The sequence below is a fragment of the Streptomyces sp. RLA012 genome (assembly GCF_056270325.1).
Map to the genome: position 1 here is coordinate 11,083,288 of NZ_JBWDPA010000002.1, position 22,049 is coordinate 11,105,336.

16 protein-coding genes are annotated in these 22,049 nt (G+C 72.5%); 9 read left to right on the plus strand and 7 right to left on the minus strand.

Annotated features, from left to right (window positions below; genetic code table 11):
- Positions 1-4: 4 nt before the first annotated feature.
- On the plus strand, positions 5-2,827 hold the full coding sequence (locus tag RV986_RS50400; protein WP_475923821.1) for an AAA family ATPase: 2,823 nt from the start codon (positions 5-7) through the stop codon (positions 2,825-2,827).
- Positions 2,828-2,854: 27 nt separating this feature from the next.
- Here the strand turns inward: RV986_RS50400 and RV986_RS50405 are convergent, their stop codons facing one another.
- The 4 genes from RV986_RS50405 to RV986_RS50420 form a co-directional block, all read right to left on the minus strand.
- The gene (locus RV986_RS50405; RefSeq protein WP_475923822.1) at positions 2,855-8,233 is read right to left on the minus strand and encodes a hypothetical protein; all 5,379 of its coding nucleotides are present in this window, start codon (positions 8,231-8,233) and stop codon (positions 2,855-2,857) included.
- A 438-nt stretch (positions 8,234-8,671) separates the two neighbouring features.
- Positions 8,672-9,139 (minus strand): peroxiredoxin, encoded by a 468-nt coding sequence (locus tag RV986_RS50410; protein ID WP_475923823.1) that lies wholly within the window; start codon positions 9,137-9,139, stop codon positions 8,672-8,674.
- A complete protein-coding gene (locus RV986_RS50415) occupies positions 9,136-9,516 on the minus strand; it encodes a DoxX family protein (RefSeq protein WP_475923824.1) in 381 nt (126 codons plus the stop codon). The genes RV986_RS50410 and RV986_RS50415 overlap by 4 nt, the downstream gene beginning before the upstream one ends.
- A gap of 114 nt (positions 9,517-9,630) precedes the next feature.
- Positions 9,631-10,209: a TetR/AcrR family transcriptional regulator gene (locus RV986_RS50420; RefSeq protein WP_475923825.1), complete on the minus strand. Its 579-nt coding sequence runs from the start codon at positions 10,207-10,209 to the stop codon at positions 9,631-9,633.
- Between the two features lie 269 nt (positions 10,210-10,478).
- Here RV986_RS50420 and RV986_RS50425 point away from each other — a divergent pair, with 269 nt between their 5' ends.
- Positions 10,479-11,933 carry an MFS transporter gene (locus RV986_RS50425; protein ID WP_475923826.1) on the plus strand — a complete coding sequence of 485 codons (1,455 nt, stop codon included), beginning with the start codon at positions 10,479-10,481 and terminating at the stop codon, positions 11,931-11,933.
- A 65-nt stretch (positions 11,934-11,998) separates the two neighbouring features.
- Positions 11,999-12,580: a hypothetical protein gene (locus RV986_RS50430; RefSeq protein WP_475923827.1), complete on the plus strand. Its 582-nt coding sequence runs from the start codon at positions 11,999-12,001 to the stop codon at positions 12,578-12,580.
- Between the two features lie 40 nt (positions 12,581-12,620).
- Here RV986_RS50430 and RV986_RS50435 read toward each other — a convergent pair whose 3' ends face one another.
- The 3 genes from RV986_RS50435 to RV986_RS50445 all read right to left on the minus strand — a co-directional run bounded on the left by RV986_RS50435 (position 12,621) and on the right by RV986_RS50445 (position 14,127).
- Complete coding sequence (locus RV986_RS50435) at positions 12,621-13,088, minus strand: hypothetical protein (protein WP_475923828.1); 468 nt, start codon at positions 13,086-13,088, stop codon at positions 12,621-12,623.
- A gap of 189 nt (positions 13,089-13,277) precedes the next feature.
- Positions 13,278-13,553, minus strand: coding sequence for a hypothetical protein (locus tag RV986_RS50440; RefSeq protein WP_475923829.1), 276 nt, complete (start codon positions 13,551-13,553; stop codon positions 13,278-13,280).
- Positions 13,554-13,701: 148 nt separating this feature from the next.
- Entirely contained in the window at positions 13,702-14,127 is a 426-nt protein-coding gene (locus RV986_RS50445; RefSeq protein WP_475923830.1) for a hypothetical protein, read from the minus strand.
- 1,944 nt (positions 14,128-16,071) lie between these two features.
- On the opposite strand from RV986_RS50445, the gene RV986_RS50450 reads away from it, so the two are divergent.
- From RV986_RS50450 to RV986_RS50475, 6 genes are all read left to right on the plus strand, one after another.
- Positions 16,072-16,722: a GntR family transcriptional regulator gene (locus RV986_RS50450; protein ID WP_475923831.1), complete on the plus strand. Its 651-nt coding sequence runs from the start codon at positions 16,072-16,074 to the stop codon at positions 16,720-16,722.
- 48 nt (positions 16,723-16,770) lie between these two features.
- Positions 16,771-17,520, plus strand: coding sequence for a PIG-L deacetylase family protein (locus tag RV986_RS50455; RefSeq protein WP_475923832.1), 750 nt, complete (start codon positions 16,771-16,773; stop codon positions 17,518-17,520).
- A complete protein-coding gene (locus tag RV986_RS50460; protein WP_475923833.1) occupies positions 17,517-18,227 on the plus strand; it encodes a 4-carboxy-4-hydroxy-2-oxoadipate aldolase/oxaloacetate decarboxylase in 711 nt (236 codons plus the stop codon). Before RV986_RS50455 ends, RV986_RS50460 begins: the two co-directional genes overlap by 4 nt.
- Positions 18,224-19,306, plus strand: coding sequence for a 4-oxalomesaconate tautomerase (locus tag RV986_RS50465; protein WP_475923834.1), 1,083 nt, complete (start codon positions 18,224-18,226; stop codon positions 19,304-19,306). Before RV986_RS50460 ends, RV986_RS50465 begins: the two co-directional genes overlap by 4 nt.
- A gap of 10 nt (positions 19,307-19,316) precedes the next feature.
- Positions 19,317-20,294, plus strand: coding sequence for a catechol 2,3-dioxygenase (locus tag RV986_RS50470; RefSeq protein ID WP_475923835.1), 978 nt, complete (start codon positions 19,317-19,319; stop codon positions 20,292-20,294).
- Between the two features lie 254 nt (positions 20,295-20,548).
- Positions 20,549-21,880, plus strand: coding sequence for an MFS transporter (locus RV986_RS50475; RefSeq protein ID WP_475924704.1), 1,332 nt, complete (start codon positions 20,549-20,551; stop codon positions 21,878-21,880).
- The last annotated feature ends 169 nt before the right edge of the window (positions 21,881-22,049 follow it).

A 22,049-nucleotide genomic window follows, 5' to 3' on the forward strand; every position in this document is an offset into this window, starting at 1 on the left:
AGCCATGTGCGCACTCGAAGCGCTGAGTGAACGCCGGGAGGCCCTGGAGCTGGTGGCCGCCGAGGTGGAGCGGGCCCGTGCCGGGTCCGGCCGTCTGGTACTGCTCAGAGGGGCCACCGGCACCGGGCGCACCGCCCTCCTGGCGGCCGTCGCCGAGCAGGCGGCGGCCGCCGGTATGCGGGTGCTGCGGGCCCGTTGTTCACCCGAGGCCGAGGCCGACGCCGGGATCTTCGCCGCGGTCCTCCAACTGCTGGCGTCCGGAGCCGAGTTCGAGAGGGGAGCCGAACCGCTTTCGGAGGCCTTCGACGCCCCGCCCGATCGCACGTACGCGGAGTACCTGTGGAACCAACTGCGCTCGTACGCCGCGGACTCCCCGCTGCTGGTGACCGTCGACGACGTGCACTGCGCCGACGAACCCTCGCGCCGCTGGTTCGTCGAGGCCGCCCGGCGGATCGACCGCTTGCCGATACTGCTGGTGGCGACCGAGCGGAGCCAGTACGACATCGACCCGCCGTCCGCCGGTCTGGCGCACGCGCTCTCGCCCACCCTCGTCCGCACCCACACCCTCGCCCCGCTGAGCCCGGACGCCGCGGCCCGGCTGGTCCGTTCGGACTTCGGCGCCGCCGCACCCGACTGGGTGGACGACTGCGTACGGGCCGGCGCGGGCAGCCCGCTGCTGCTGCGCGCCCTGCTCGACGACCTGCGTGCCAGGGAACCGGACGGCGCCGTGCGCGCGAGCGTGCCGGACACCTGCGCCGCCCTGTATCCGGGCGCCTATCCGGCCGCCGTGTCCTGGTGGTTGGAGAGTGCCGGAGAGGCGACGGCGGGGGTGGCCCGTGCCCTCGCGGCGCTGGACGGCGACGTCCTGGAGGACGGGCACGTGGAGGGGAACGCCGAACTGTTCGCCCGGATGGCGGGCGCGGACCCCGCGAGGGTGCCCGGCTGGCTCACCGCCATGACCCGGCTCGGCCTGCTCCGCCCCGACGCCGACGGGCGGCCGCGCTACGCCCATCCCCTGCTGCGGGACGCCGTGCTGAGCGGCTGGCCCAGCGTCCGCCGGAGGGCGGCCCACCGTACGGCGGCCGAAGTGATGCTGAGCCGCGGCGATCGCGCCGAAGTGGTGGCCGGACAGCTGCTGCGGGCACCGGTCGTCAGGGCGGCCTGGGCCACCGTGGCGCTGCTGGACGCCGCGTCCCTGGCGGTGCGGGACGGCAGGTCCGACGACGCCGTGGAGTATCTGCGCCGGGCGCTGGACGAGCCGCTCACGCCCGCCCGCCGGACCATGGTGCTCACCGAACTGGGTTCCCTGGAGTTCGCCGCCGCCCGCTCTTCGGCCGGGATACCGCGGCTGACCGAGGCGACCCGGCTGCCGGGCATGCCGCAGGACCGGGTGCGGGCGGCCGTGGCACTGGGCACCGTGCTGGCCCGGCGCGGCAAGGCACACGCCGCGATGGACGTCCTGCGCGGCCTGGACGAGCAGTTGGCGGACCATCCGGATCTGATACGGCTGCTGCAGACCGCCTCGGCGCTGCTGTCGGACCACGACCAGGGCATCCGCCGCGAGGCGTACCGCTGGCTGCACGGCGCCGCCGAGCGGTCGTCGGACCTGGTCGGTACGGCGGGACAGGCCCTGCTGGTCCGCCACGACGCGACGGCCGGTCTGATCCCCGCCGCCACGGCCATGAAGCGGATCCGCGCCCTGCTGCGGGAACCGGTGGACGCGCTCGCCGAACCCTTCCTGCTGGGCACGGCCGCCGCCGTCGCCCAGTGGGCCGACGAACTGGAGGAGGCCGAGGGACTGGTACGCCGCGGGCTGGCCCGGCAGAGTCCGTCGCTGCTGCATCCGATGCACCTGGCGCTGCTCAACGTGGGGACGGACATCGCCGCGATACGCGGACGGTACGCCGACCTGCTCGCCGACCCGGCGGCCCGGCAGGTCCCCGAAACCCTCCGCCACCGGCCCGACCCGGCCAACACGCACGCGCACGCGGTGATCGCCCTGGTCGAGACGGGCCGGACCGAGGAGGCGGCCCGGCTCGCCGACAGCTTCGACCTCCGCGACGCCCACGACTCCTGGGAACTCAACCGGTTCCTGTACGCCCGGGGCGTGTTGCGGTCGGCGACGGGGGACCGGGCCGGCGCGCTCGACGACTTCCTGGAGTGCGGACGACGCCAGACGGCCCGGGACGTGGTGAGCCCCGTCGTCACGCCCTGGCGCACCGCGGCGGCCGAATGCCACAGCGCGCTGGGCCGTCCACAGGAAGCCCTCGCGCTGGCCCGCGAAGAACTCCGGCTCGCCCAGGTGTGGGACACCCCCCGGCTGGTGGGCCGGGCCCTGTGCGGGGTCGCCACCGCGACCGGGGGCCGACGCGGTCTGGAACTCGCCGACCGCGCCGTACACATGCTGCGGGACGCGTCCGCGCGGACGGAGCTGATCCCCGCCCTGATCGCGCACGGGCGTCAGCTTGTCGCGGCGGGGGAGCGGACCCGGGCCCGGGACGCCCTGCGGGAGGCGGCCGAGCACGCCGAACGGCTGGGCGCGGTACGCATGCGGGCGCTGGCCGAGGAGGTCCTCCCCGAAGGCCGCTCCCGCGGCGCGGCGACGGCGCTCACCGGCTGGGAGGCACTGACCGGCAGCGAACGCCGGATCGCCGCGCTCGCGGCCGACGGGCGCACCAACGCCGAGATCGCGGAGCTTCTGCACCTGGCCCGCCGCACCGTCGAGACCCATCTGACCAGCGCCTACCGCAAGTTGGGCATCCGGCGCAGGGCGGAACTCACGACAGTGATCGCCGAGCGGACGTCGGACCCGACGCCGCCCGGCTGACGAGCGCGGCCGTACCGCCCCGGCACGTCAGGACGTGAGACGGCCGTCCGGGTCGTGGAGCCTGGTGCGGTTGGCCGGATCCTGAAGCATCTTGCGCACCACCGGAGCCGGAATCCGCAGCACCACCGGAGTGGGAACGGTGAAGTCGCGAACCGCCACGGACGGGGCGCCGGAGCGGCCCCGGTCGCTCACCCGGGCCACCACCCGTACATCCAGGGTGAACTGCACCAGCGTCGACTCGAACTTCGGCTTGTGCAGCGGCATCGAGCCGGACGCGTGGGCCGAGGTGTCGGTGGCACCGCCGGCCTGGTCGGCGTTTCCGAGGAACTGGTTCATCCGGAACTCGTCCGCGTTGAGCACACCGGCGCCGCCCAGCCCCCGTACCGACTTGTTGTGCTCCACCGCCTGCTGGTGGTCCGTGCCCGTGGGCCGGGGCGCGTCCAGGGCGCTCTGCGCCACCGTCTCGAAGGTCATCTTGTCGCCGACGCCCAGCACCCGGCCACCGCGCAGCCGGGCATGCAGGGAGGTACGCAGATCCTGTCCCCGCGCGCCGGAGGCATGGACGACCGGCAGGTCGACCCCGGCCGCCGTGAGCAGCGGCAGGGCGGAGATGAGCCACTCCGTGGACACCGCCTCGCGCTGGGTGTACGCCGCCGCGTCCCCCGTCCTGCGATAACGCTCGCCGCCGTGCGCCGCCCGTACCGTGTCGTCGACCACCCGGCGGATCTCCGGGGCCCCACGGAACCCGTTGACCTGCGCCTCCATCGGCAGGGTCACCCCGCGGTCGTGCCAGGGGCCCAGCCGGCTCGGCTGGGCGTCGTCCTGCCGCAGGAATGCCTGCCCCGCCTCCGCGCGCGGTACCGGCCGCAGCCGGGACAGCGCCTCGACGTCCTTCACCAGGATGCGGTGGATCAGGGACTGCGCGCCGAGGGTCGCCAGACCCACCCGCCCCCGGGACGAGTGCAGTTCGAGGGTCGCCTCGATCGGCACCCGCATCCTGACCGAACGGGCGGAGGCCTCCGCCACCGTCTTCATGCCGAGCTGACCCCGCCCGACGGTGGCCGACTTGGTGACGTCACTGACGCCGACCCCGAGCCCACCGGACCCGCCGACGGTCTTGAGCGGCCCACCGCCGCCCTCCGGCTTGCCCGCGCCCGCCACGACCCCCTCGACCGCGCGCGCGTCGCTCGTCTCACGGCTGTCCGCCCGCTGCGCGGCCGCCGAGGTGATGTACTCCATGTCACGGCCGTCCTTCGCCTCGCCCTCGACCGTGCCCTGCCGGGTGCGGCGTACGCGGAACACCGCCCAGTACGGCGTGCCGCGGCCACGGAACAGCTCGACGGGCACCCCGCCGTCCATGGCCCCGGAGAGCAGCCCGGCGGAGCCGTCCCGGTCCAGGACGCGCAGCAACCGCTGCATGTTGTCGTTCCGGTCGGCCAGTTGCCGTCTCGGCAGCAGCTCATCGGCGAGGGTCCGGTCACGCCGTCCGACATCGGTGCGCAGCCGCTCCAGCAGGGGGACGAAGTCGGGCAGTTCCTCGATCATGCCGAAGCCGAGCGGCAGTTCCTGGGCCAGGGCGGGAGCCGCCGCGGGGGCGCTGCCGCTCGACGACTCCCCGCTCCGTGACGTCTCGGCCCGCTCCGGAGCGGCCTTCTCTTTCTCTTTTTCTTTCTCTTTTTTCTTGCCCGGCTGCTTGTCCGTTCGTGAGGACTCCGCGGCGGACCCGGGCACGCGCAGGCCCGAGGCCGCCAGTTGCTCCTGGGTGAGCCAGACGGCGGCCGCGGCGGGCAGCGTCCGTTCCGCCTTCGCGACGTACGGGCCGCCTCCGGTGACCTCGACCTCGGTGACCATCCGGACCACCAGGTCGCAGTGGACCAGATAGAGGGGCCGGGTGCGCGGGGTGTGGGCGTTGCGTTCCACGGTGCCGCTCAGTGTCGTCGCGGTGGCGGTGCTCTCGCCCAGGTTCCGGCCGGCCGACAGCCCCTCGCCGAGCCGCCAGTCGGCGCCGTTCTCCGAGCCGAGGACGCCGCCCTGCACCGCCGTGCTGACGCTCCGGCCCTGCTGCCCGGCGGCCTGGTGCCCGCCGAGCAGGAAGGTCTCCGTGCCCGGTCCGGTACCCTCCGCCACCACCTCGGGGTTGGTGAGGGCCAGGCGCGTACCCACCGCGCCGTTCAGCGCGGCGAGCCGCCGCGGATAGCGCAGGTTCTTCACCACCCAGCCGGAGGAGACCGCCTGGCGCAGCGCCGAGGTGATGGCCTGCGGACTGAAACGCTCCTCGATCGCCAGCCGCGGCGCGAGGCCCTCGGTCTGCAGCGCGCGGTCCGCACGCAGCTCCCGGTTGCGGGCCGCTGCCTGCGACAGCAGCTGGAAGGCGAGGTCCCGGATCGGGCCGCCGTCGCCCAGGGTCTCCACCAGCGTCCAGTCCCGCACCGCCCGGCCCGCGATCGACCGCGGCGCCATGGTGGACAGATCGCCGATGCCCGCCGCTTCGAACCGCCGCTGCGCCGCCCCCGGTCCGGATGTGCGGCTGCGGGTCCGGGCCGTCAGCCGGTCCTTCGCGGCGGAGTCCAGGGTGAACGCGGTCGGCGTGAGCAGCCGTACATCCTGCTCGGGCAGCGCCAGCGCCTCGGTGTCCGCGGTCGAGGCGATGTGCTCCGCCTCGGGCACGTCCCGCCCCGGCGCGCCCGGGGTGAGGGCACGCTTGGCGGTCCGCTCCCGCGTGGTCATGGTGACGTCCACGTCGAGGCGCAGCGCGCCGCCGAACGAGCTGGTGTTCTCACCGCCGTTGGTCAGGACGTCGGAGCGGGTCGTCGGACCCGCCTGGTTGCGCCGGGAGGTCTGCCGGGTCCGCTCGGCCCGCACCGACGCGGACAGGGCGCCCGGGATCAGCCGGAACTGGGCCAGTGCCAGACCGCCGATCGACCGCGAACTGGCCCGCCCGCTCTGGGAGTTGCTGGTCACGCCGGAGTGACTGCGCACCAGCCAGTCCTTGGTGTCTCCCAGGTAGCCGGTCTCGCGGAGCGCGCCGACGACCCGGATCTGTACATCACGCGCGTGCCATCGGCTCTTGCGCCGCATCCGGACGGGGATCCCGGAGGAGAGCAACTGGTCCTTGTTGACGCGCAGGTTGGTCTCCGACAGTACGGCGGTCAGCTCACGGTAGTTCTGGCGCTGCGCCTCGGCTTCCTCGCGGCTCACCTCGGTCCCCGACCCCGCGCCGAAGCCGGGAAGGTAGCCCGCCAGCCGCGGATCGGTCGCGAACAGCCGCTCGATGCCGGCGAGCAGGGGAGCGGTGTCCAGCTGGCTGATCGCCACACTCGACCCCATGGCGCCGAACGGCAGATGGCGCTCGGTGTACGGGCTCGCGGACGAACTGGACTCGTCTTCCGAGTCCCCGCGCTTCCCGCGGTCGAGGTCCTTCCTGCCGGGGTCCGCGGCCTCCGGCTTCTCGACCATGGGGCCCGCCGTGACACCGGCCGGCAGTTCGAGGCCCAGTGACCGGGCCTCGTCGGCGCGCAGGCTGACCCACACATCCATCGAGTGGTGCGCCGTGCGGGCGCCGGAGCGCACCTTCATGGCGGGGGAGAGCGGCCCGGTGCCCTCGACGCTGAACCGCACCTTGCCGAGGTAGAGCACCTTGTCGCCTCTGACCTCGGCGCCCTGACGGCTCGACACCGTCTGCTCGGCCACCGTGAACCGCGCCTTGCGCGCCCCGGCCGTGGGCATGACCGTCCCGCGCACCGCGGCGGCGCTGCCCAGCACGCCGAACCCCGCCGCCGGGCCCGCGCCGAAGGTCCCCGCGCGTCCCTTGCCCGCCGTGTGGGAGACCGCGTGCTGCGCCTGCTGGTGCGTACGCAGCTGGGTCTTGCCGACCGTCCACGCGGGCGCCAGGTCGGTGAGATCGGCACGCATCCGGTAGGTGCCCGTCGAGCTGCCGTCCTTGGCCACCAGATCCTCGCCGACCACCCAGCCGCTCAGCAGCCGGGGCAGGTCCTCCAGGACGGTCGTGGTGGAGGTGGCGTCGTACAGCCGGGCCCGCCCCGGTGCCCCGCGTGAGGTCAGGGAGGGGTGCAGCACGGAGCGGACCGTGTCGAACAGCCCGCCGCCGCCGGGATGGGGAGCCGCGGCGTCGTCCAGTGCGACCGGAGCGAGGGAGTCGGCGAGCCGTACGCGGGTCGCGGACCGCTCGTCGAGGCGCCGGGGCCGCGCGGGCGCCTCGGCGGTGACGGGCACCAGATGCTCGGTGGGCACCCGCATCATCAGGGACCCGGCGCCGCTGAACGTCTGCGCCCGCTCGCCCCGCCCCTCGTCCTGCCGCTTGATCCGTACGCCGTAACGCACCTGGCGCCGCATCTCGACGGACCCCTTGTCGCTGCGCAGCACCCGCGGTTCGGACAGGGTCTTCTGCACACGTGAGTCCGTGGAGGACTGGAACGGCTGCGCGTTCGCCATGACCGCCCCGCCGAGCCATACACCGGGGACGACCGGAGCCAGCCCGAACGCCATGAAGTTGACGCCCTTGCTCGACGAACCGCCCGAACTGTGGCTCACCACGCCCGACGTGTTGTGCTGGGTGTCCACCTTGATGTCGGCGCCCTCCGCCAGCTGCGCCGTCCGGGCGGCCTGCCGGGGGTCGGACTCGGTGCCCTGGCCGTCGCGGTCGCCGTCGCGGTCACCGCCGTCGTGGTCGCCGGCCCGCGCCTTGCCCTTCCCCTTGCCCGCGGCGGCCTCCGCCTCGGCCAGGAGCGCGGCCATGGCCTTCGCCTGCCGCGCCGCCGCGGCCTGCGCCTTCGCCGCCTCCGGGGAGACGAAGGTCTCGGGCAGGTCGGTACTGTCCCGGGAGATGGTCACGGTGACGTCGTACCACCCCTTACCCTCCGGACCCTCGACGGCGAAGGAACGGCCCTGGCCGTAGAAGGTCTCCGGGCGCCCGGCCAGTTCCTCGCGGATCTCGGCCACCGTGCCGTCGGAGCGCCCGATGACCGTTCCGAGGGTGGTGGACACGAACTCGTGCCCGGTCAGCCGGTACGCGGTGGACAGTCCAGGGGCGCGTAACTCCCGTACGTACGGCGGCAGTCCGAGCGGTGGATGGGGGACGGCGGTCCCAGTACCGGTCGGCCGGGGCGCCGGTCGCCGGGTGGCCGCCCGACCCGGGCGCGCGGTGGCGCGTGGCGGCCGGACGCTCTTTGGGCCCTCCTCGGTCTCCTCGGCCTCGTCGATGGCGGGAAGCACCGTGGGCAGCCGTGCGGCGGCACTGCTCTCCGGGAGTTCCTCGATCGTGGCCGGGACGGCGGGCCCGGGACGCGCCGGCCGCGAGGAACCCGCCTTGCCTTCGACGGCCGGGGACCGTCCGCGCAGGGCGTGCGCCGTCGCCGTGTTCCCCGCGGTCCGCTGCAGCGCCAGCACGGCCTGCGGAGTCAGTCCGGGGCCCGGCGCCGGGGACAGCGGATGCGGCGCCGGGCCCTCAACGCCGGTCCTGGCGACCGAGGTTGCGGCTGCGGCCGTGTCGCGGCCGTTCGGCCCCCGGCCACGGTCCCCAGCTCCGCCGTTTCCGCCCGCTGCCTGCCGCTGCCTGCGCACACTGAGCCATTCGCGTCATGGGGGCGGGTGTCCCACCCCCATCGAGTCCGTCCGCTGGGGAGCGTAACCACTACGTCGACCCCGCAACGAGCAAGGTCACGGACTCGAACGGATCGACGTCTGCCGAGAACCGGAGATCCAACCGCAGTACATCTGGGCTCCATCTCCGGTGATCTCGCGGTCACGTCGACGGATCATCGTGGCCCGCCACCAGGAGGGAGTCGGGCGGATCGCCCGGGTGAATTCGGCCCCGATGAGCCTGCTTCAGCCCCGATGGGCCTTCAGCGCGGCGAGGGCCCGGTCCGCGTGAGCGCTCATCCGCAGTTCGCTGCGCACCACTTCCAGGACCGTCCGGTCCTGGGCGAGCACGAAGGTGACCCGCTTCGTCGGCGCCAGGGAGAAGCCGCGCTTCACCCCGAACCGTTCGCGCACCGTACCGTCCTCGTCCGACAGCAGCGGGAACCCCAGGGTGTGACGCCCGGCGAACTCCTGCTGCTTGTCGACCGTGTCCCCGCTGATGCCGACGGGGCGCGCGCCCGCGGCGGCGAACTCGGCCGCGAGATCACGGAAGTGGCACGCCTCGGCGGTACAGCCGGACGACAGGGCGGCGGGATAGAAGAACAGGACGACCGGTCCTTCGCCGAGGAGCTCGGACAGCTTCCGGACCGTACCGGTCTCGTCCGGCAGGGCGAAGTCCTCGACCTTGTCGCCCACGTCCACACCACGCGTCATGACTGACCCTTCTGACCTTTGGCAACGCTGCGTGCCCACAGTACAAGGGGCACCTGGAGGGGGAGCCGGGCGATCGCCGCGGCCTGCTGCGGCGCGGGACGGTGGCGCCGGTCCACGGCCATCTGGACGTTGGCGGGGAACACCCCGACGAAGAAGGCGGCGGCGGCCAGGCCGGCCACCCGCCGCGTGCGGGGCAGCGCCACCCCGGCCGCCAGCGCCAGCTCGACGGCACCGCTCGCGTACGTCCAGGTCCTGGGCGTCCCCGGCAGCGCCCGCGGAATGGTCGCGTCGAACTGCCGGGGCGACACGAAGTGACCGACGCCCGCGGTGGCCAACAGGCCGGCGAGCAACAGGGCTGAGCGTTCCGACCGTGGCACGGTTCCTCCTCCGGGGGCCTGCCGCGAGATATTACTGGAGGGTAAGGAGGCGGGGGAGGTGGGGGAGGCGGGGGCACTCCACGCGTCCCCGGTACGGCGCGGGCCGGGCCGGGGTCAGCGTGCGGCGCGGACTCCGTCCAGGGCGACGGCGAGGACACGGTCGCGCTGGGCGTCGTCGAGGAAGTTCGTCGAGGTGATTCCGGCGATCATGCGCAGCAGGTCGTCGAAGTCGATGTCCGCACGGGCCTCGCCGGCCTTCTGCGCCCGCTCGAACAGCGGGCCGCCCGCCTGGTACATCGAGTCCCGGCAGGCCAGGAAGATCTCCGACTCGTTGTCGAGCGCCTCACGGATGGCCCGCTTGGTCACGGTGTAGTCGACGAACCGGCGCAGCCACGCGGTCAGCGCGTCCCACGGCTCCCTCTCGGCGACTTCCTGTGCCACCTGGCACAGGGCGTCCACTTCACCGGCGTAGACGCTCTCGAAGAGATGGCGACGGGTGGGGAAGTTCCGGTAGAGGGTGCCGATGCCGACGCCCGCGCGTCGTGCCATGTCCTCCAGGGACGCCTCGGCGCCGTGCTCGGCGAACGCCTCGCGCGCGGCGTCCAGCAGGGCGTCGTAATTGCGCGCGGCGTCTTTGCGGTGCGGGCGCCGGGACGCCACGATCCCGCTGACGGGGAACGGCTGAACCGTCACTGGTGCCTCCCGGCCGAGAAGGTGGTTGAAGCGGAGGTATGCCTCCGTTACAGTGGAGGTGTACCTCCACTTTATCAGTCGGGGGGTGCGTTCCCCGTGGATGCGTGCGGCCGCACGCATTGCCGACGCGCTCGTACCCCCGTGATCGCACAACGGGCCGCAGTAGCCCCCGCACCCTCCCTGAGCGGCCGCTTCGCACGGCCGCGGGTGTGCTCTCGGCTGCCCGCAGACGGTCCCACACCTTCCGTTTCTGTTCGGAGAGGCTTTTCATGCCCAGGAAGACCACCCGCCTCACCTTCGCGGTCCTCGCGACCGGTGCGGGCGTGTTCTCCATGCTCCAGTCGCTGGTCGCACCGGCCCTGCCGACCGTCCAGCACGCTCTGCACACCTCGCAGTCCACCGTGACCTGGGTGATGACCGCCTACCTGCTGTCCGCCTCCGTCTTCACCCCGATCCTCGGCCGGGTCGGCGACCTGATCGGCAAGAAGCGCACCCTCGTCGCCGTCCTGGTGACCGTGACGATCGGGTGTCTGCTCGCCGCGCTCGCGCCCACCATCGGCGTGCTGATCGTCGCCCGGGTCGTCCAGGGCATCGGCGGGGCGCTGTTCCCGCTCTCCTTCGGCATCATCCGGGACGAGTTCGCCCGGGACGAGGTCGCCCCCAGCATCAGCAACCTGTCCGCCGTGATCGCCGCGGGCGGTGGCGTGGGCCTGGTCGCCGCCGGTCCCATCGTCTCCGCGCTCGACTACCGGTGGCTGTTCTGGCTGCCCGTCGGCGTCGTCACGGTCACCACACTGATCGCCCTGCGCTACGTCCCCGAATCGCCCACCCGGGCCGTGGGACGCGTCAGCTGGCTCGGTGCCGTACTGCTGTCGGGCTGGCTGGTGGCGCTGCTGCTGCCGCTCAGCCAGGCGGGCCAGTGGGGCTGGGGCTCGGCGCGGGTCATCGGTCTGTTCGCCGCCGCCGTGCTGATCTTCGCGCTGTGGCTGTTCGCCGAGTCGCGTTCCCGCCACCCGCTGATCGACCTGCGGGTCATGCGGTTGCCGGCGGTGTGGACCACCAACACCGTGGCGCTCCTGTTCGGCGCGGGCATGTACGCGATCTGGTCCTTCCTCCCCGGCTTCGTGCAGACCCCGAGCTCCGCCGGGTACGGCTTCGGCGCGAGTGTCACCGGGGCCGGCCTGCTCATGCTGCCGATGCTGATCGCGATGTTCTGCTCGGGTGTGCTGAGCGGTCGGCTGGAGCCCGTCCTGGGCGCCAAGAAGCTGCTCACCACCGGTGCCGCGCTCGGTGCGATCGCCTGTGGATTCCTCGCCCTGTGGCACGACCGGCAGTGGCAAGTGGCCTTCGCCGCGGGGATCTTCGGCCTCGGTATCGGACTGGCCTTCGCCTCCATGGCCAACCTGATCGTCGGCAGTGTGCCGGCCGAGCAGACCGGCGCCGCGACCGGGATGAACGCCAACATCCGCACCATCGGCGGGTCCATCGGCGCGGCCGTGACGAGCGTCCTGGTGACCGGCCGGCTGCAGCCCTCGGGCCTTCCCTACGGCTCCGGCTACACGCACGGGTTCACCCTGCTCGCCCTGCTCTGCCTCGCCGCGGCGCTGGCCGCCCTCCTCGTGCCCGGCCGGCGCGCCCGCCGTGTCTCCGGCCCGGTCCGCGGCGGCGACGACGCGTCCCGTACGGAGCGGGAGGCGGCCGTCGCTCCCGGCGTGCGGAGCTGACGCGGGCGCAGGGGCGCGCCGTACCGGAGGCGTGCCTGCGCGGTGCGACCCGGATGATGGGGGAGATGCTCGTCCGATGGGGGAAGATGCTCGTCATACCGGGCCATGGCTCCGAATGGGCGGCGCACTCACTCGACCCGGTGAGCGACCCCGAGGGCGCGTACCACCGGCGTACGCGTGACCGTTGCTCCGTCATGGACAGCACTCACAGGGCCCGGCGGCGCCGTCCGGGGCACGACCTCGCGGGCCGGCCCTACGCCGAACTGACGGACGGACGGCAAGGTCATCCGCCGATCTACGCCCAACTGGTCGCGGAGTGGCAGGCCAAGGGCCGGGTGGTTCCGGAGCGGCGCGCGGCGTTCGAGGTGCTGTGGGCCTCCTTCGCCGCCTCCGGCCCGTCGGGGACCGAGCTGTGGCCGGTGGATTCCTGGACGGAGTGCCGACGGGCTGCACCAGCGACTCGACCGTCGGACTCGGACACCGGGGAGAGCGAGCCGGAGCCGGAGTGGGGACGGGTGCGGGTGCGGGAACCGCGGGAACCGCGGGAACCGCGGGAAAGGGACGCTGCCGTCCCTGCACCGGCGGGCCCTGCACCGGTGACCTCCGTACCCGCCGTTCCCGTCCCCCGTGGACTGCTGGGTTGGTGAGCCCCGCGGTGCGGTGGCATGGGGTGGCCTGCGGTGGTGCTCACCCTCCGTGCAGGGGTGCCAGGACGGCGAGTGTTCCGTTGGCCTGCTGCAGTGCCAGTTCCAGGGAGACGGCGGAGTGGAGGGCCCCGGTTCCGTCGGGCGGAATGATCCACTCCAGGGACCTCGCGGCGCGATACGGCGGCGGCACGGCGACCCAGGAGCCCTTGCCCGCGTGGCGGAGCCCGGAGCCGACCCAGCGGCTGACCGGATCCGGTGGCAGGAAGAAGCCCACTCGCCGGGCCGCCGTGTCCACCAGCGTCGGGCCCGGCGCGCGGAAGGGGGCGTCCCACAGGATGTCCAGGGCCAGCAGGCCGAGTTGCTCGGGAACGCTGAGCACGTCCCAGAATCTGCCGGCCTCCATGAGTACGGTCCCCGGCCCCTGATCCCATTCCCGCTTGCAGGTCCGAGGGTCCGAGGCGGCTGCCGCCAGCCACTCGACACTTTGCATCCACATCGCATCCGGCATGAGCAACTCCAGGGCGTTCGCAGGCCGTTCGACCGGGAGTGGAGTGGCGCGGTCGGATGCTCGGCCGCATCCGTACGCCGACCCGGCGTGCTCATGCTGGTAGATATTTCTATGCTGCGGAAGGGGTGGCGTGGCCTGGCGTTTACTGCCGGAACGTTCTTCCGGAGAGAGGCCCGGCTCCGATGTCCCTCAGATCAATGGGCCGAGGATGCGCGGCGCGTCAAGGCCGGAGGGCGGCGCTCGCGACGAACAGGTCCACCGCGGCGACGTGTTGACGCAGGCCGCCCCCGCTCGGACGTGCCCCGGTGAGTCCGGCGAGACCGAGACCGAGGTCGCGCAGGGCGGTCGGGGTGCGCAGCGCGACATCGTCGCCGCGGCCGCGGTCACGGTGTCGTGCGCGGCGAGCAGGACGTGGTCGGGGCGGCGCATGACCCCGCTCGCCGCGGCGGCGTCGCTCAGCGTCACCCGTCGTGTACCGGGACCGTGGACCAGCGCAACCGTAGGTGCGGCCGCACGCCAAACAGCCCCGCGCCGCCTTCGCTGCGCGGGACTGCTGGAGAGAACCCGACCGGCTTCGATGTGATGAGGTGCCGTCAGGCGTCATTCCTCAGGTTCAGTGGCCGCCACCACCGCCGCCGCCGTGGCCACCGCCACCGCCGCCGCCGTGACCGCCGCCACCGCCGCCGTGACCGCCGCCACCGCCGCCGTGGCCACCGCCACCGCCGCCGTGACCGCCGCCGCCGTGACCGCCGCCACCGCCGCCGTGGTCGCCACCGCCACCGCCGTGACCGCCACCGCCGCCGCCGTGGTCGCCGCCGCCGTGGCCACCGCTGTTGTAGCCGTAGCCGCCGCCGTAGCCGCCGTCGTCGTCGCCGCCGTTGCCACCGCCGTCGTCGTTCCAGCTGCTGTAGCTGGAGTCGGACGAGTTCGAGTGGTAACCGCTGGCGGCACTGGCGACGCCGGCCGAACCGAAGGCCAGGGCCAGCGCGGCGAACACGCCGGCGACCAGCCGGAAGGCTCGTGATGTGATGATCCGCATGGTGCTTTCCCTTCCCGGGAGCGTAGACAGGTTCTAGCCCTGCACGGCCGCGGTGACGTCGGCACCAGAGTGAGGTACTGAAACGTTCGCGAAGGGGTCCGGTACGTCGGCTGTGAGAACGACAGGAGTTGCCGTCGCCGACTCACGCGCTGATCGCGCGGCATCGGGCCCACCTGGGCTGCTGAACGCAGCAAACCCCGCAGCGGGGCGCCCGTCCGTCTGGTGACCGACGACCGGGTTGTCATCGGTCGGGATGTGTCGGTCGGGATGTCGAGATTGCTCTTCGTTCTCACCAGGCAAAAGGCGTGTTTTCTGTTCAATCCGTATCCAAACTAGGCATATGTACACAAGGAAGTCAAGCGGAGCGGACGGGCCCTGGAACGCCGGAACTGAGCCCTGGCGCCGTGCGTAACTCCCTTTGCTCCCTCTTGGTGTTGAGCGATCGGCGCCGCATCGGGTCGAGCGGATCGCGGCGGTCCCGGCTGTCGCTCGCGGTCGGCACGGGGCGCGGCGCGCGGTTTGCCCGCCCCGTTCAAGGAAAGGGTCCCGACGTCGAGTTGACCGCGCCCGCCGTGGCCCGCCGGTCGCCTTCGCCAGGTCGGAGGGACTGGGGCGGAGCGCGCCAAGCGGTCCTGCGGCCGGGCGAATTGGACGCCGGACGGCCCTGTCGTCGGACCGGCGGCCTCGGCATCCGCACAGTGAACGTCGCGCCCGGCCGATGCCGCTGCCACCGGCCGGGGCGGGGCGTGCACGGAGATCGACACCCGTCCGTCCGGATCGCACGTGGTCAGCGCGTTGCCGAGCAGGTCCACCGGGATCCGGGTGACCCGGGCGGGGTCGCACAGGGTGACGACGGGGGTGTCCGCCGCGACGGCCGGGGCGACGCGCCGGTCGTCGTACGGGCGCGCAGCCGTTCCGCGGTGCGGGGCGAAGGCTCCCTCCTCGACCCTGGACAGGCTGAAAGGCCGGCCGCCGCGGCCGCGTGGGACGGTGAAGAGGTCCGCATCCCATGGGCGACCTGGGAGACCGGCCGGGTGCGGCGGCGCTCGCTTCGCCGGGCAGTTCGAGGGCGTCGTCGGAGGGGCACTCGGCGAGCCGGTGGGCGGCGGCCCGGACGGTGTCGAGCGGGCGCAGCGGGACCGCGGCCGCGCCGATCCAGGGACCGGCCACGTCCGGGTCGATGCGGTGGCGCCCGGGGCCGTTGATCAGTTCCCTGGCCGCCGTCGGTGTCCCGGGCGCCACCGGCGGGAGCGCGACGTGGGGAGGGCCGCGGCGTCGGTGGGTCGCGCGGGGGAGTGTCCTTATCTTCTCTCGGAGCAGGCCCGCCTGCCATCGGAGGCGGGCGGGCTCGCCCCACGGCAGGCCGAGGAACCGGTGGTCGACGGCACGAACCGTGCCCATGAACCGAGGCGCGCTCTCGTCGCCGTGCACGGCGCGGTGTACGGATGTGCACGTCCCCGACGTGTTCGTCGCTGAAGAGCTCCTCGCCCCACACCTGGGAGAGCGGACCGCGCCGGGTGAAGACCCGGCAGGCGGGTGGCCCGTACCGCCGCCGGGGCCACCGTCGTGTCCCACTCGTCCGCGCGCTCACCGGCGGATGCGCGCGCAGCCGCCGGGCCGCTGCGGACCCGCGGTCGGCGAGACACCCGCCGCGGTGCGCTGCACCGCGCCGCCGACCGGCGAGCGGGACCGCCGACCCCGCCGCGACGGATCCCCCACGGGCGGTGAAGAACTGCACGGCGCCGTCGTACCCCCCGAGATGCAGCGGCGCGGCCGGCGCGTCCGAACTGCCCGGCGACCGTGGGACGCTTGGGGCCGATCAACGCTGCTGTGGCGGATGACCGTAGTGCCGACGAAGCATGTCGGCAACATAGAGAACAAAATTGTTGACAATCTTGTTGGCCTAGATTTAGGTTCGACAGGCACTCACTCAGGGAGGGCGCGATGCCGAAGGAAGCCCGTCCAGGCACCGGCGAGCAGGCCAAGCAGCACGCATTGGCGCAACTGCGACAGGCGATTCTGCACGGCGAGATGGCACCGGCCCAGCGGCTGGTGGAGAACGAACTCGCCGAGCAGTTCGGTGTCACGCGGGCCAGCGTCCGGGCGGCGCTGATCGAGCTGGAGTCGGAGGGACTGGTCGAGCGGATCCGCAACCGCGGCTCGCGGGTGCGGGTGGTGACGGTCGAGGAAGCGGTGGCCATCACCGAATGCCGCATGGTCCTGGAGGGCCTCTGCGCCGCCAAGGCGGCCGTCGAGGCCAGCGAGGACCAGCTGGACCAGCTGACCGACCTCGGCACGGCGATGTCGAAGGCGGTCGCCGACGGCGAGCCGGTGGTCTACTCCGGGCTCAACCACGAACTGCACGACCGGATCAGGGAGTTCTCCGGTCAGCAGGTCGCCGTGGAGCTGCTGGAGCGGCTCAATGGGCAGCTGGTGCGCCACCGTTTCCAGCTCGCGCTGCGACCGGGGCGTCCCCAGCAGTCCCTGAGTGAGCACCTGGCCATGATCGACGCGATCAGGGCCCGGGACCCGCAGGCGGCCGAAGCGGCCGTCCGTATCCATCTCGCGGGAGTCATCGACGCGCTGCGCCAATGACGTCGCAGGGGTGGGTCAACCGGCCTGTCCACCAAGGAGATTCGAGCAATGACGCACGGCAAGGCGCCGACCACCCCACGATCGACACTCGTCATCACCGCGCACGCCGGGGACTTCGTCTGGCGGGCCGGGGGCGCCATCGCCCTGGCCGCCTCCCGTGGAGAGAAGGTGACCATCGCCTGCCTCACCTACGGGGAACGCGGTGAGTCCGCCAAAGCCTGGCGCGAGGGCAAGTCGCTGGAGGAGATCAAGCGGCTGCGCCGCGCCGAGGCCGAGGCGGCGGCCGCGGCCCTGGGCGCCGAGGTCCGTTTCCTGGACGCCGGCGACTACCCGCTGCTCGCCACGCACGAGCTGACCGACCAGCTCGTGCGGATCTACCGCGACACCCGGCCCGACGTGGTCCTGACCCACCCCCTCGAAGACCCCTACAACGGCGACCACCCGGCGGCCGCCCGCATGGCCCTGGACGCCCGCGTCCTCGCCCAGGCCATCGGCTATCCCGCCGAGGGCGAGGTCATCGGAGCCCCGCCGGTGTTCTTCTTCGAGCCCCACCAGCCGGAGATGTGCGGATTCCGGCCGGAGGTCCTCCTCGACATCACCCCGGTGTGGGAGAGCAAGCGCAAGGCCATGGAGTGCCTGGCCGCGCAGCAGCACCTGTGGGAGTACTACACCGACCTGGGCAAGCGGCGCGGTGTGCAGCTCAAGCGCAACGCGGGCCCCAACCTCGGTCTGCCCCACACCACGTACGGCGAGGCCTACATGCGTCCCTACCCGCAGGTCACGGAGGAGCTGGCATGAGCGGCCTGATCATCACCGACCCGCCGCGTGCCTACGCCGAGGACGTCGAGGCGCTGGGCGACTACGGCGTGGCCACGGTCCACGAGGGCATGGGCCGCACCGGCAGCCTCGGGCCCGGTTTCCGGCCCATCCAGCAGGACGTGCGTATCGCGGGCACCGCGGTCACCGCGCTGTGCTGGCCCGGTGACAACCTCATGATCCACGCGGCCGTCGAGCAGTGCCGCGAGGGCGACATCCTCGTCGTCACCACCACCTCGCCCTCCACGGACGGCATGTTCGGCGACCTCTTCGCGACCGCGCTCAAGTACCGCGGCGTGCGCGGCCTGATCATCGACGCCGGCGTGCGCGACACCGCCGACCTGCGCGCCATGGGCTTCCCCGTCTGGTCGACGGCCGTGTGCGCGCAGGGCACGGTCAAGGCCACGGCCGGCTCCGTCAACGTACCCGTCGTGCTGGGCGGACAGGTCGTCCGTCCCGGTGACGTCATCGTCGCCGACGACGACGGCGTGGTGTGCGTACCCCGCGAGCAGGCCGGTACGGCCGTCAAGGCCGCCGAGGCGCGCACCGCGAAGGAGGACGCCTCGCGAGCCGCCTTCGCCGAGGGACAACTGGGCCTGGACCGCTACGGCCTGCGCGAGACGCTCGCACGGCTCGGGGTGCGCTACCAGCCGTACGAGGAGTACGTGAACAACGGAACCGTGTCATGAGCGCGGTCGAGGAGCTGCGCTGCATGCTGATGCGCGGCGGCACCTCGAAGGGCGCCTACTTCCTGGCCGAGGACCTGCCGGCCGCTGCCGAGGCGCGCGACGACCTGCTGCTGCGGGTCATGGGCAGCCCCGACGCCCGGCAGATCGACGGCCTCGGCGGAGCACACCCGCTCACCAGCAAGGTCGCGGTCGTCTCCCGCTCGGACAGTCCGGACGCTGATGTCGACTACCTCTTCCTCCAGGTGGGGGTGGACCGGCCGGAGGTGTCCGACCGGCAGAACTGCGGCAACCTCCTGGCGGGGGTCGGCGCGTTCGCCGTCGAACGCGGTCTGGTCGCCGCCGGGGACGGGCGGACCTCGGTACGGATCCGGATGGTGAACAGCGGTGACCACGCCACCGCCACCTTCCCCACGCCGGGCCGCCGCGTCTCCTATGAGGGCTCGGCCGAGATCTCGGGTGTGCCGGGCACCGCCGCCCCCGTGGTCATCGAGTTCGCGCGGGGGAGCAACCCCCTGCTGCCCACCGGGCGAGCCCGGGACATCGTCGACGACACCCCGGTGACCTGCGTGGACAACGGCATGCCGACCGTGCTCATCGCCGCGTCCTCCCTGAAGGTCACCGGCTATGAGAGGCCGAAGGACCTGGAGGAGGACCTGACCCTGCACGACCGGCTCCAGCGGATCCGTCTGGAGGCCGGCCGGCTCATGGGCCTGGGTGACGTCAGCGACACGACCGTGCCCAAGCTCAGCCTGCTGGCGCCGCCCCTGAACGGCGGCGCGGTCATGACCCGCACGTTCATCCCGGTCCGCTGCCACACGGCCATCGGTGTCCTGGGCGCCGCCAGTGTCGCGGCCGGCCTGCGCATCCACGGCGGCGTCGGCCGGGACATCGCCCGGCTGCCCGCGAACGGCGGACGGCTGCGTATCGAGCATCCGACCGGATTCCTGGACATCGAGACCGAGATCGACGGCACCCCCGACGTCCCCGTGGCCCGCCGTACGGCCGTCGTCCGCACCGCCCGCAAGATCTTCGACGGCACGGTCTTCCCCCGGCCGGCCGGAGCCGCACTTCACCCTTAAGGAGGCCCGTATGGCCCCGCCCCTCGGCGACATCGCCCACCTCGGGCACGTCGAACTGCTCACCCCGGACCTGGACGGAAGTCTGCGGTTCTTCACCGACTACCTCGGCCTGACGGTCAACGGCCGCAGTGGCGACTCGGTGTATCTGCGGACCTGGGACGACTACGAGCACCACAGCCTGGTGCTCACCGCGCACGAGACCTCCGGCCTGCGTCGCACGGCCCTGCGCACCTCCAGTGAGGAGGCCCTGCGACGGAGGGTGAAGGAACTGGAGGCCGCCGGCCACGAAGGCCGCTGGACCGAGGACGAGCCGGGCCTCGGCCCGCTGTATGTCACCACCGACCCCGACGGCCACGAGCTGGCCCTGTACTGGGAGTCCGAGTGGTATCAGGCCCCGGACGAGCTCAAGCCGGGCCTGAAGAACCAGCCCCAGGCCAAGCCCGGCCACGGTGTGGGCGTACGCCGTCTTGACCACGTGAACTACCTGGCCGCCGACGTCGCCGCCAACGCCGACTTCCACCAGCACCTGCTGGGCGCCCGGCCGACCGAGCAGATCCAGCTCGACGGTGGCAGGATCGCCGCGAAGTGGCTGACGTTCACGAACAAGTCGTACGACGTCGTCTACACCGAGGACTGGACCGGCTCGCGCGGGCGGCTGCACCACATCGCGTTCGCGACCGACACCCGCGAGGACATCCTGCGCGCCGCCGACCTCGCCATCGACACCGGTGTGTTCATCGAGACCGGCCCGCACAAGCACGCCATCCAGCAGACGTTCTTCCTGTACGTCTATGAGCCGGGCGGCAACCGTATCGAGCTGTGCAACCCGCTCACCCGCCTGGTGCTGGCCCCCGACTGGCCGCTGATCACGTGGACCCAGGCCGAGCGGGCCAAGGGACAGGCATGGGGTCTGAAGACCATCGAGTCCTTCCACACCCATGGCACACCGCCGCTCGACCGGAGTGCCGAGCAGGGCTCGGACAGCTGAGAACAGGCCACGGAACAGGCAGGGCGGCACCCGACCGTGTGCCGCCCATGGCCGTTTCACCTGCTGTTTTCGGCCTGTGTCCGCGGCCCCGAGCCGCTGGCTTGATTGTTGCTGAGATTGTTGACAAAAGCGTTGACACTTACTGAACCGGAACCTTAGCGTCGTGCGCATCATCGGGTCAGCCGCCAGAGCCGCACCGACCCGCCGCACTCATCCCCTCCAGGGACACTTCTCCCGGACGAGAGGAAACAATGATGTCTCCCTCCCCCGACCTGCGCGCCCGCGGGACCGGACTGGCCACGCTGGTCGTCGGCCTGTGCTGGCTGGTCGTGCTCTTCGACGGACTCGACATGTTCGTGTACGGCTCCGTGCTGCCCAACATGCTCGCCGAACACGCCTTGGGCCTGAAGCCGTCCCAGGCCGGCGACCTCGGCAGCTACGCCACCTTCGGCATGCTGATCGGCGCGCTGTCCGCGGGCACGGTCACCGACTGGATCGGCCGCAAGAAGGTGATCATCACCTGCACGGCGGTCTTCTCGCTCGCGTCCGCCCTCTGCGCCGTCGCCCCCAGCCTCGGCGTCTTCGGCCTCGGCCGCTTCATCGCCGGGCTCGGCCTCGGCGGCCTGCTCCCCACCACGATCACGATGGTCGCCGAGTACGCCCCGCGCGGCCGCCGCGCCCTGATCGTCGGCACGCTGATGACCGCCCACCAGGCAGGCGGCATCCTGGCGGGCTTCGTCGGCCTGTGGACCACCGGCGCCGGCCAGTGGCGCGTCGCCTACTGGATCTGCGTCGTCCCGCTGCTCATCGGCGTCCCGCTGATCGCCAGGTACCTCCCCGAGTCGCTGAACTTCCTGATGGCCAAGGGCCGTACGAAGGAAGCCCGCGAGCTCGCCGAGCGCTACGACGTCGAACTGCCCGCCCCCGCGGCGGAGCGCCCCGCGGCCGGCGACCGCTGGAGTGCCGTCATCGCCCTCTTCCGGGGCGGTCTGTGGCGTACCACCCTGCTGTTCTGGCTGGCGTCCTTCTGCGGCCTGCTGCTCGTCTACGGCGTCAGCAACTGGCTGCCCACCATGATGCGCGGCGCGGGTTACGAGCTCGGCTCCTCCCTGTCCTTCGTCATCGTCATCAACCTCGGCGGTATCGCGGGCATGCTGATCGCCGGCCGCTTCTCCGACCACTTCGGCGGTGCGCGCGTCGCCACCGTCTGGTTCGCGGCCACCGCCCTGGGCGTCTATCTGCTCGGCATCCACATGGCGCTGCCGCTCACCTACGTCGTGGTCTTCCTCACCGGCCTGTTCCTCTTCAGCGCCCAGGCCATGATCTACGCGACGGTGGCCGGCCGCTCCACCGACGACAACCGCGCCACCGCCGTGGGCTGGGTCTCCGGCATCGGCCGCTTCGGTGCCGTGTTCGGACCCTGGCTCGGCGGTCAGCTCGTCGCAGCCGAGTCCGAGACCTGGGGCTTCACCGCGTTCGCCATCGCCGCCGTGCTCGCCACGGTGTTCGTCGCCCTCACCGGCCTGCGCGGCCCGCAGCGGACCCCGGAGACCAGTGCCGCACAACAGCTGACCCCCACCGGCTGATCATGCGGACATGCCTGGGCCGGGACCTGGTGCGGGCCCGGCCACAGGCGCTTCCGCGGTGCGTGGGGGTTCCTCGCGCCACCATCACGCGACCACCGCACGACCCTCGTGCGGCTCTCATGACCGGGAATCGTCAACAGTTTTGTTCTGTATCTTGCTGACATCCTTT

Coding starts and splice junctions, on each gene's coding strand:
- RV986_RS50410 (WP_475923823.1), bottom strand. CDS start 9,139: ATGACGCGTGGTGTGGACGTGGGCGACAAGGTCGAGGACTTCGCCCTG.
- RV986_RS50455 (WP_475923832.1), top strand. CDS start 16,771: ATGACGCACGGCAAGGCGCCGACCACCCCACGATCGACACTCGTCATC.
- RV986_RS50475 (WP_475924704.1), top strand. CDS start 20,549: ATGTCTCCCTCCCCCGACCTGCGCGCCCGCGGGACCGGACTGGCCACG.
- RV986_RS50435 (WP_475923828.1), bottom strand. CDS start 13,088: ATGCCGGATGCGATGTGGATGCAAAGTGTCGAGTGGCTGGCGGCAGCC.
- RV986_RS50450 (WP_475923831.1), top strand. CDS start 16,072: ATGCCGAAGGAAGCCCGTCCAGGCACCGGCGAGCAGGCCAAGCAGCAC.
- RV986_RS50430 (WP_475923827.1), top strand. CDS start 11,999: ATGCTCGTCCGATGGGGGAAGATGCTCGTCATACCGGGCCATGGCTCC.
- RV986_RS50445 (WP_475923830.1), bottom strand. CDS start 14,127: ATGCGGATCATCACATCACGAGCCTTCCGGCTGGTCGCCGGCGTGTTC.
- RV986_RS50425 (WP_475923826.1), top strand. CDS start 10,479: ATGCCCAGGAAGACCACCCGCCTCACCTTCGCGGTCCTCGCGACCGGT.
- RV986_RS50470 (WP_475923835.1), top strand. CDS start 19,317: ATGGCCCCGCCCCTCGGCGACATCGCCCACCTCGGGCACGTCGAACTG.
- RV986_RS50400 (WP_475923821.1), top strand. CDS start 5: ATGTGCGCACTCGAAGCGCTGAGTGAACGCCGGGAGGCCCTGGAGCTG.
- RV986_RS50460 (WP_475923833.1), top strand. CDS start 17,517: ATGAGCGGCCTGATCATCACCGACCCGCCGCGTGCCTACGCCGAGGAC.
- RV986_RS50465 (WP_475923834.1), top strand. CDS start 18,224: ATGAGCGCGGTCGAGGAGCTGCGCTGCATGCTGATGCGCGGCGGCACC.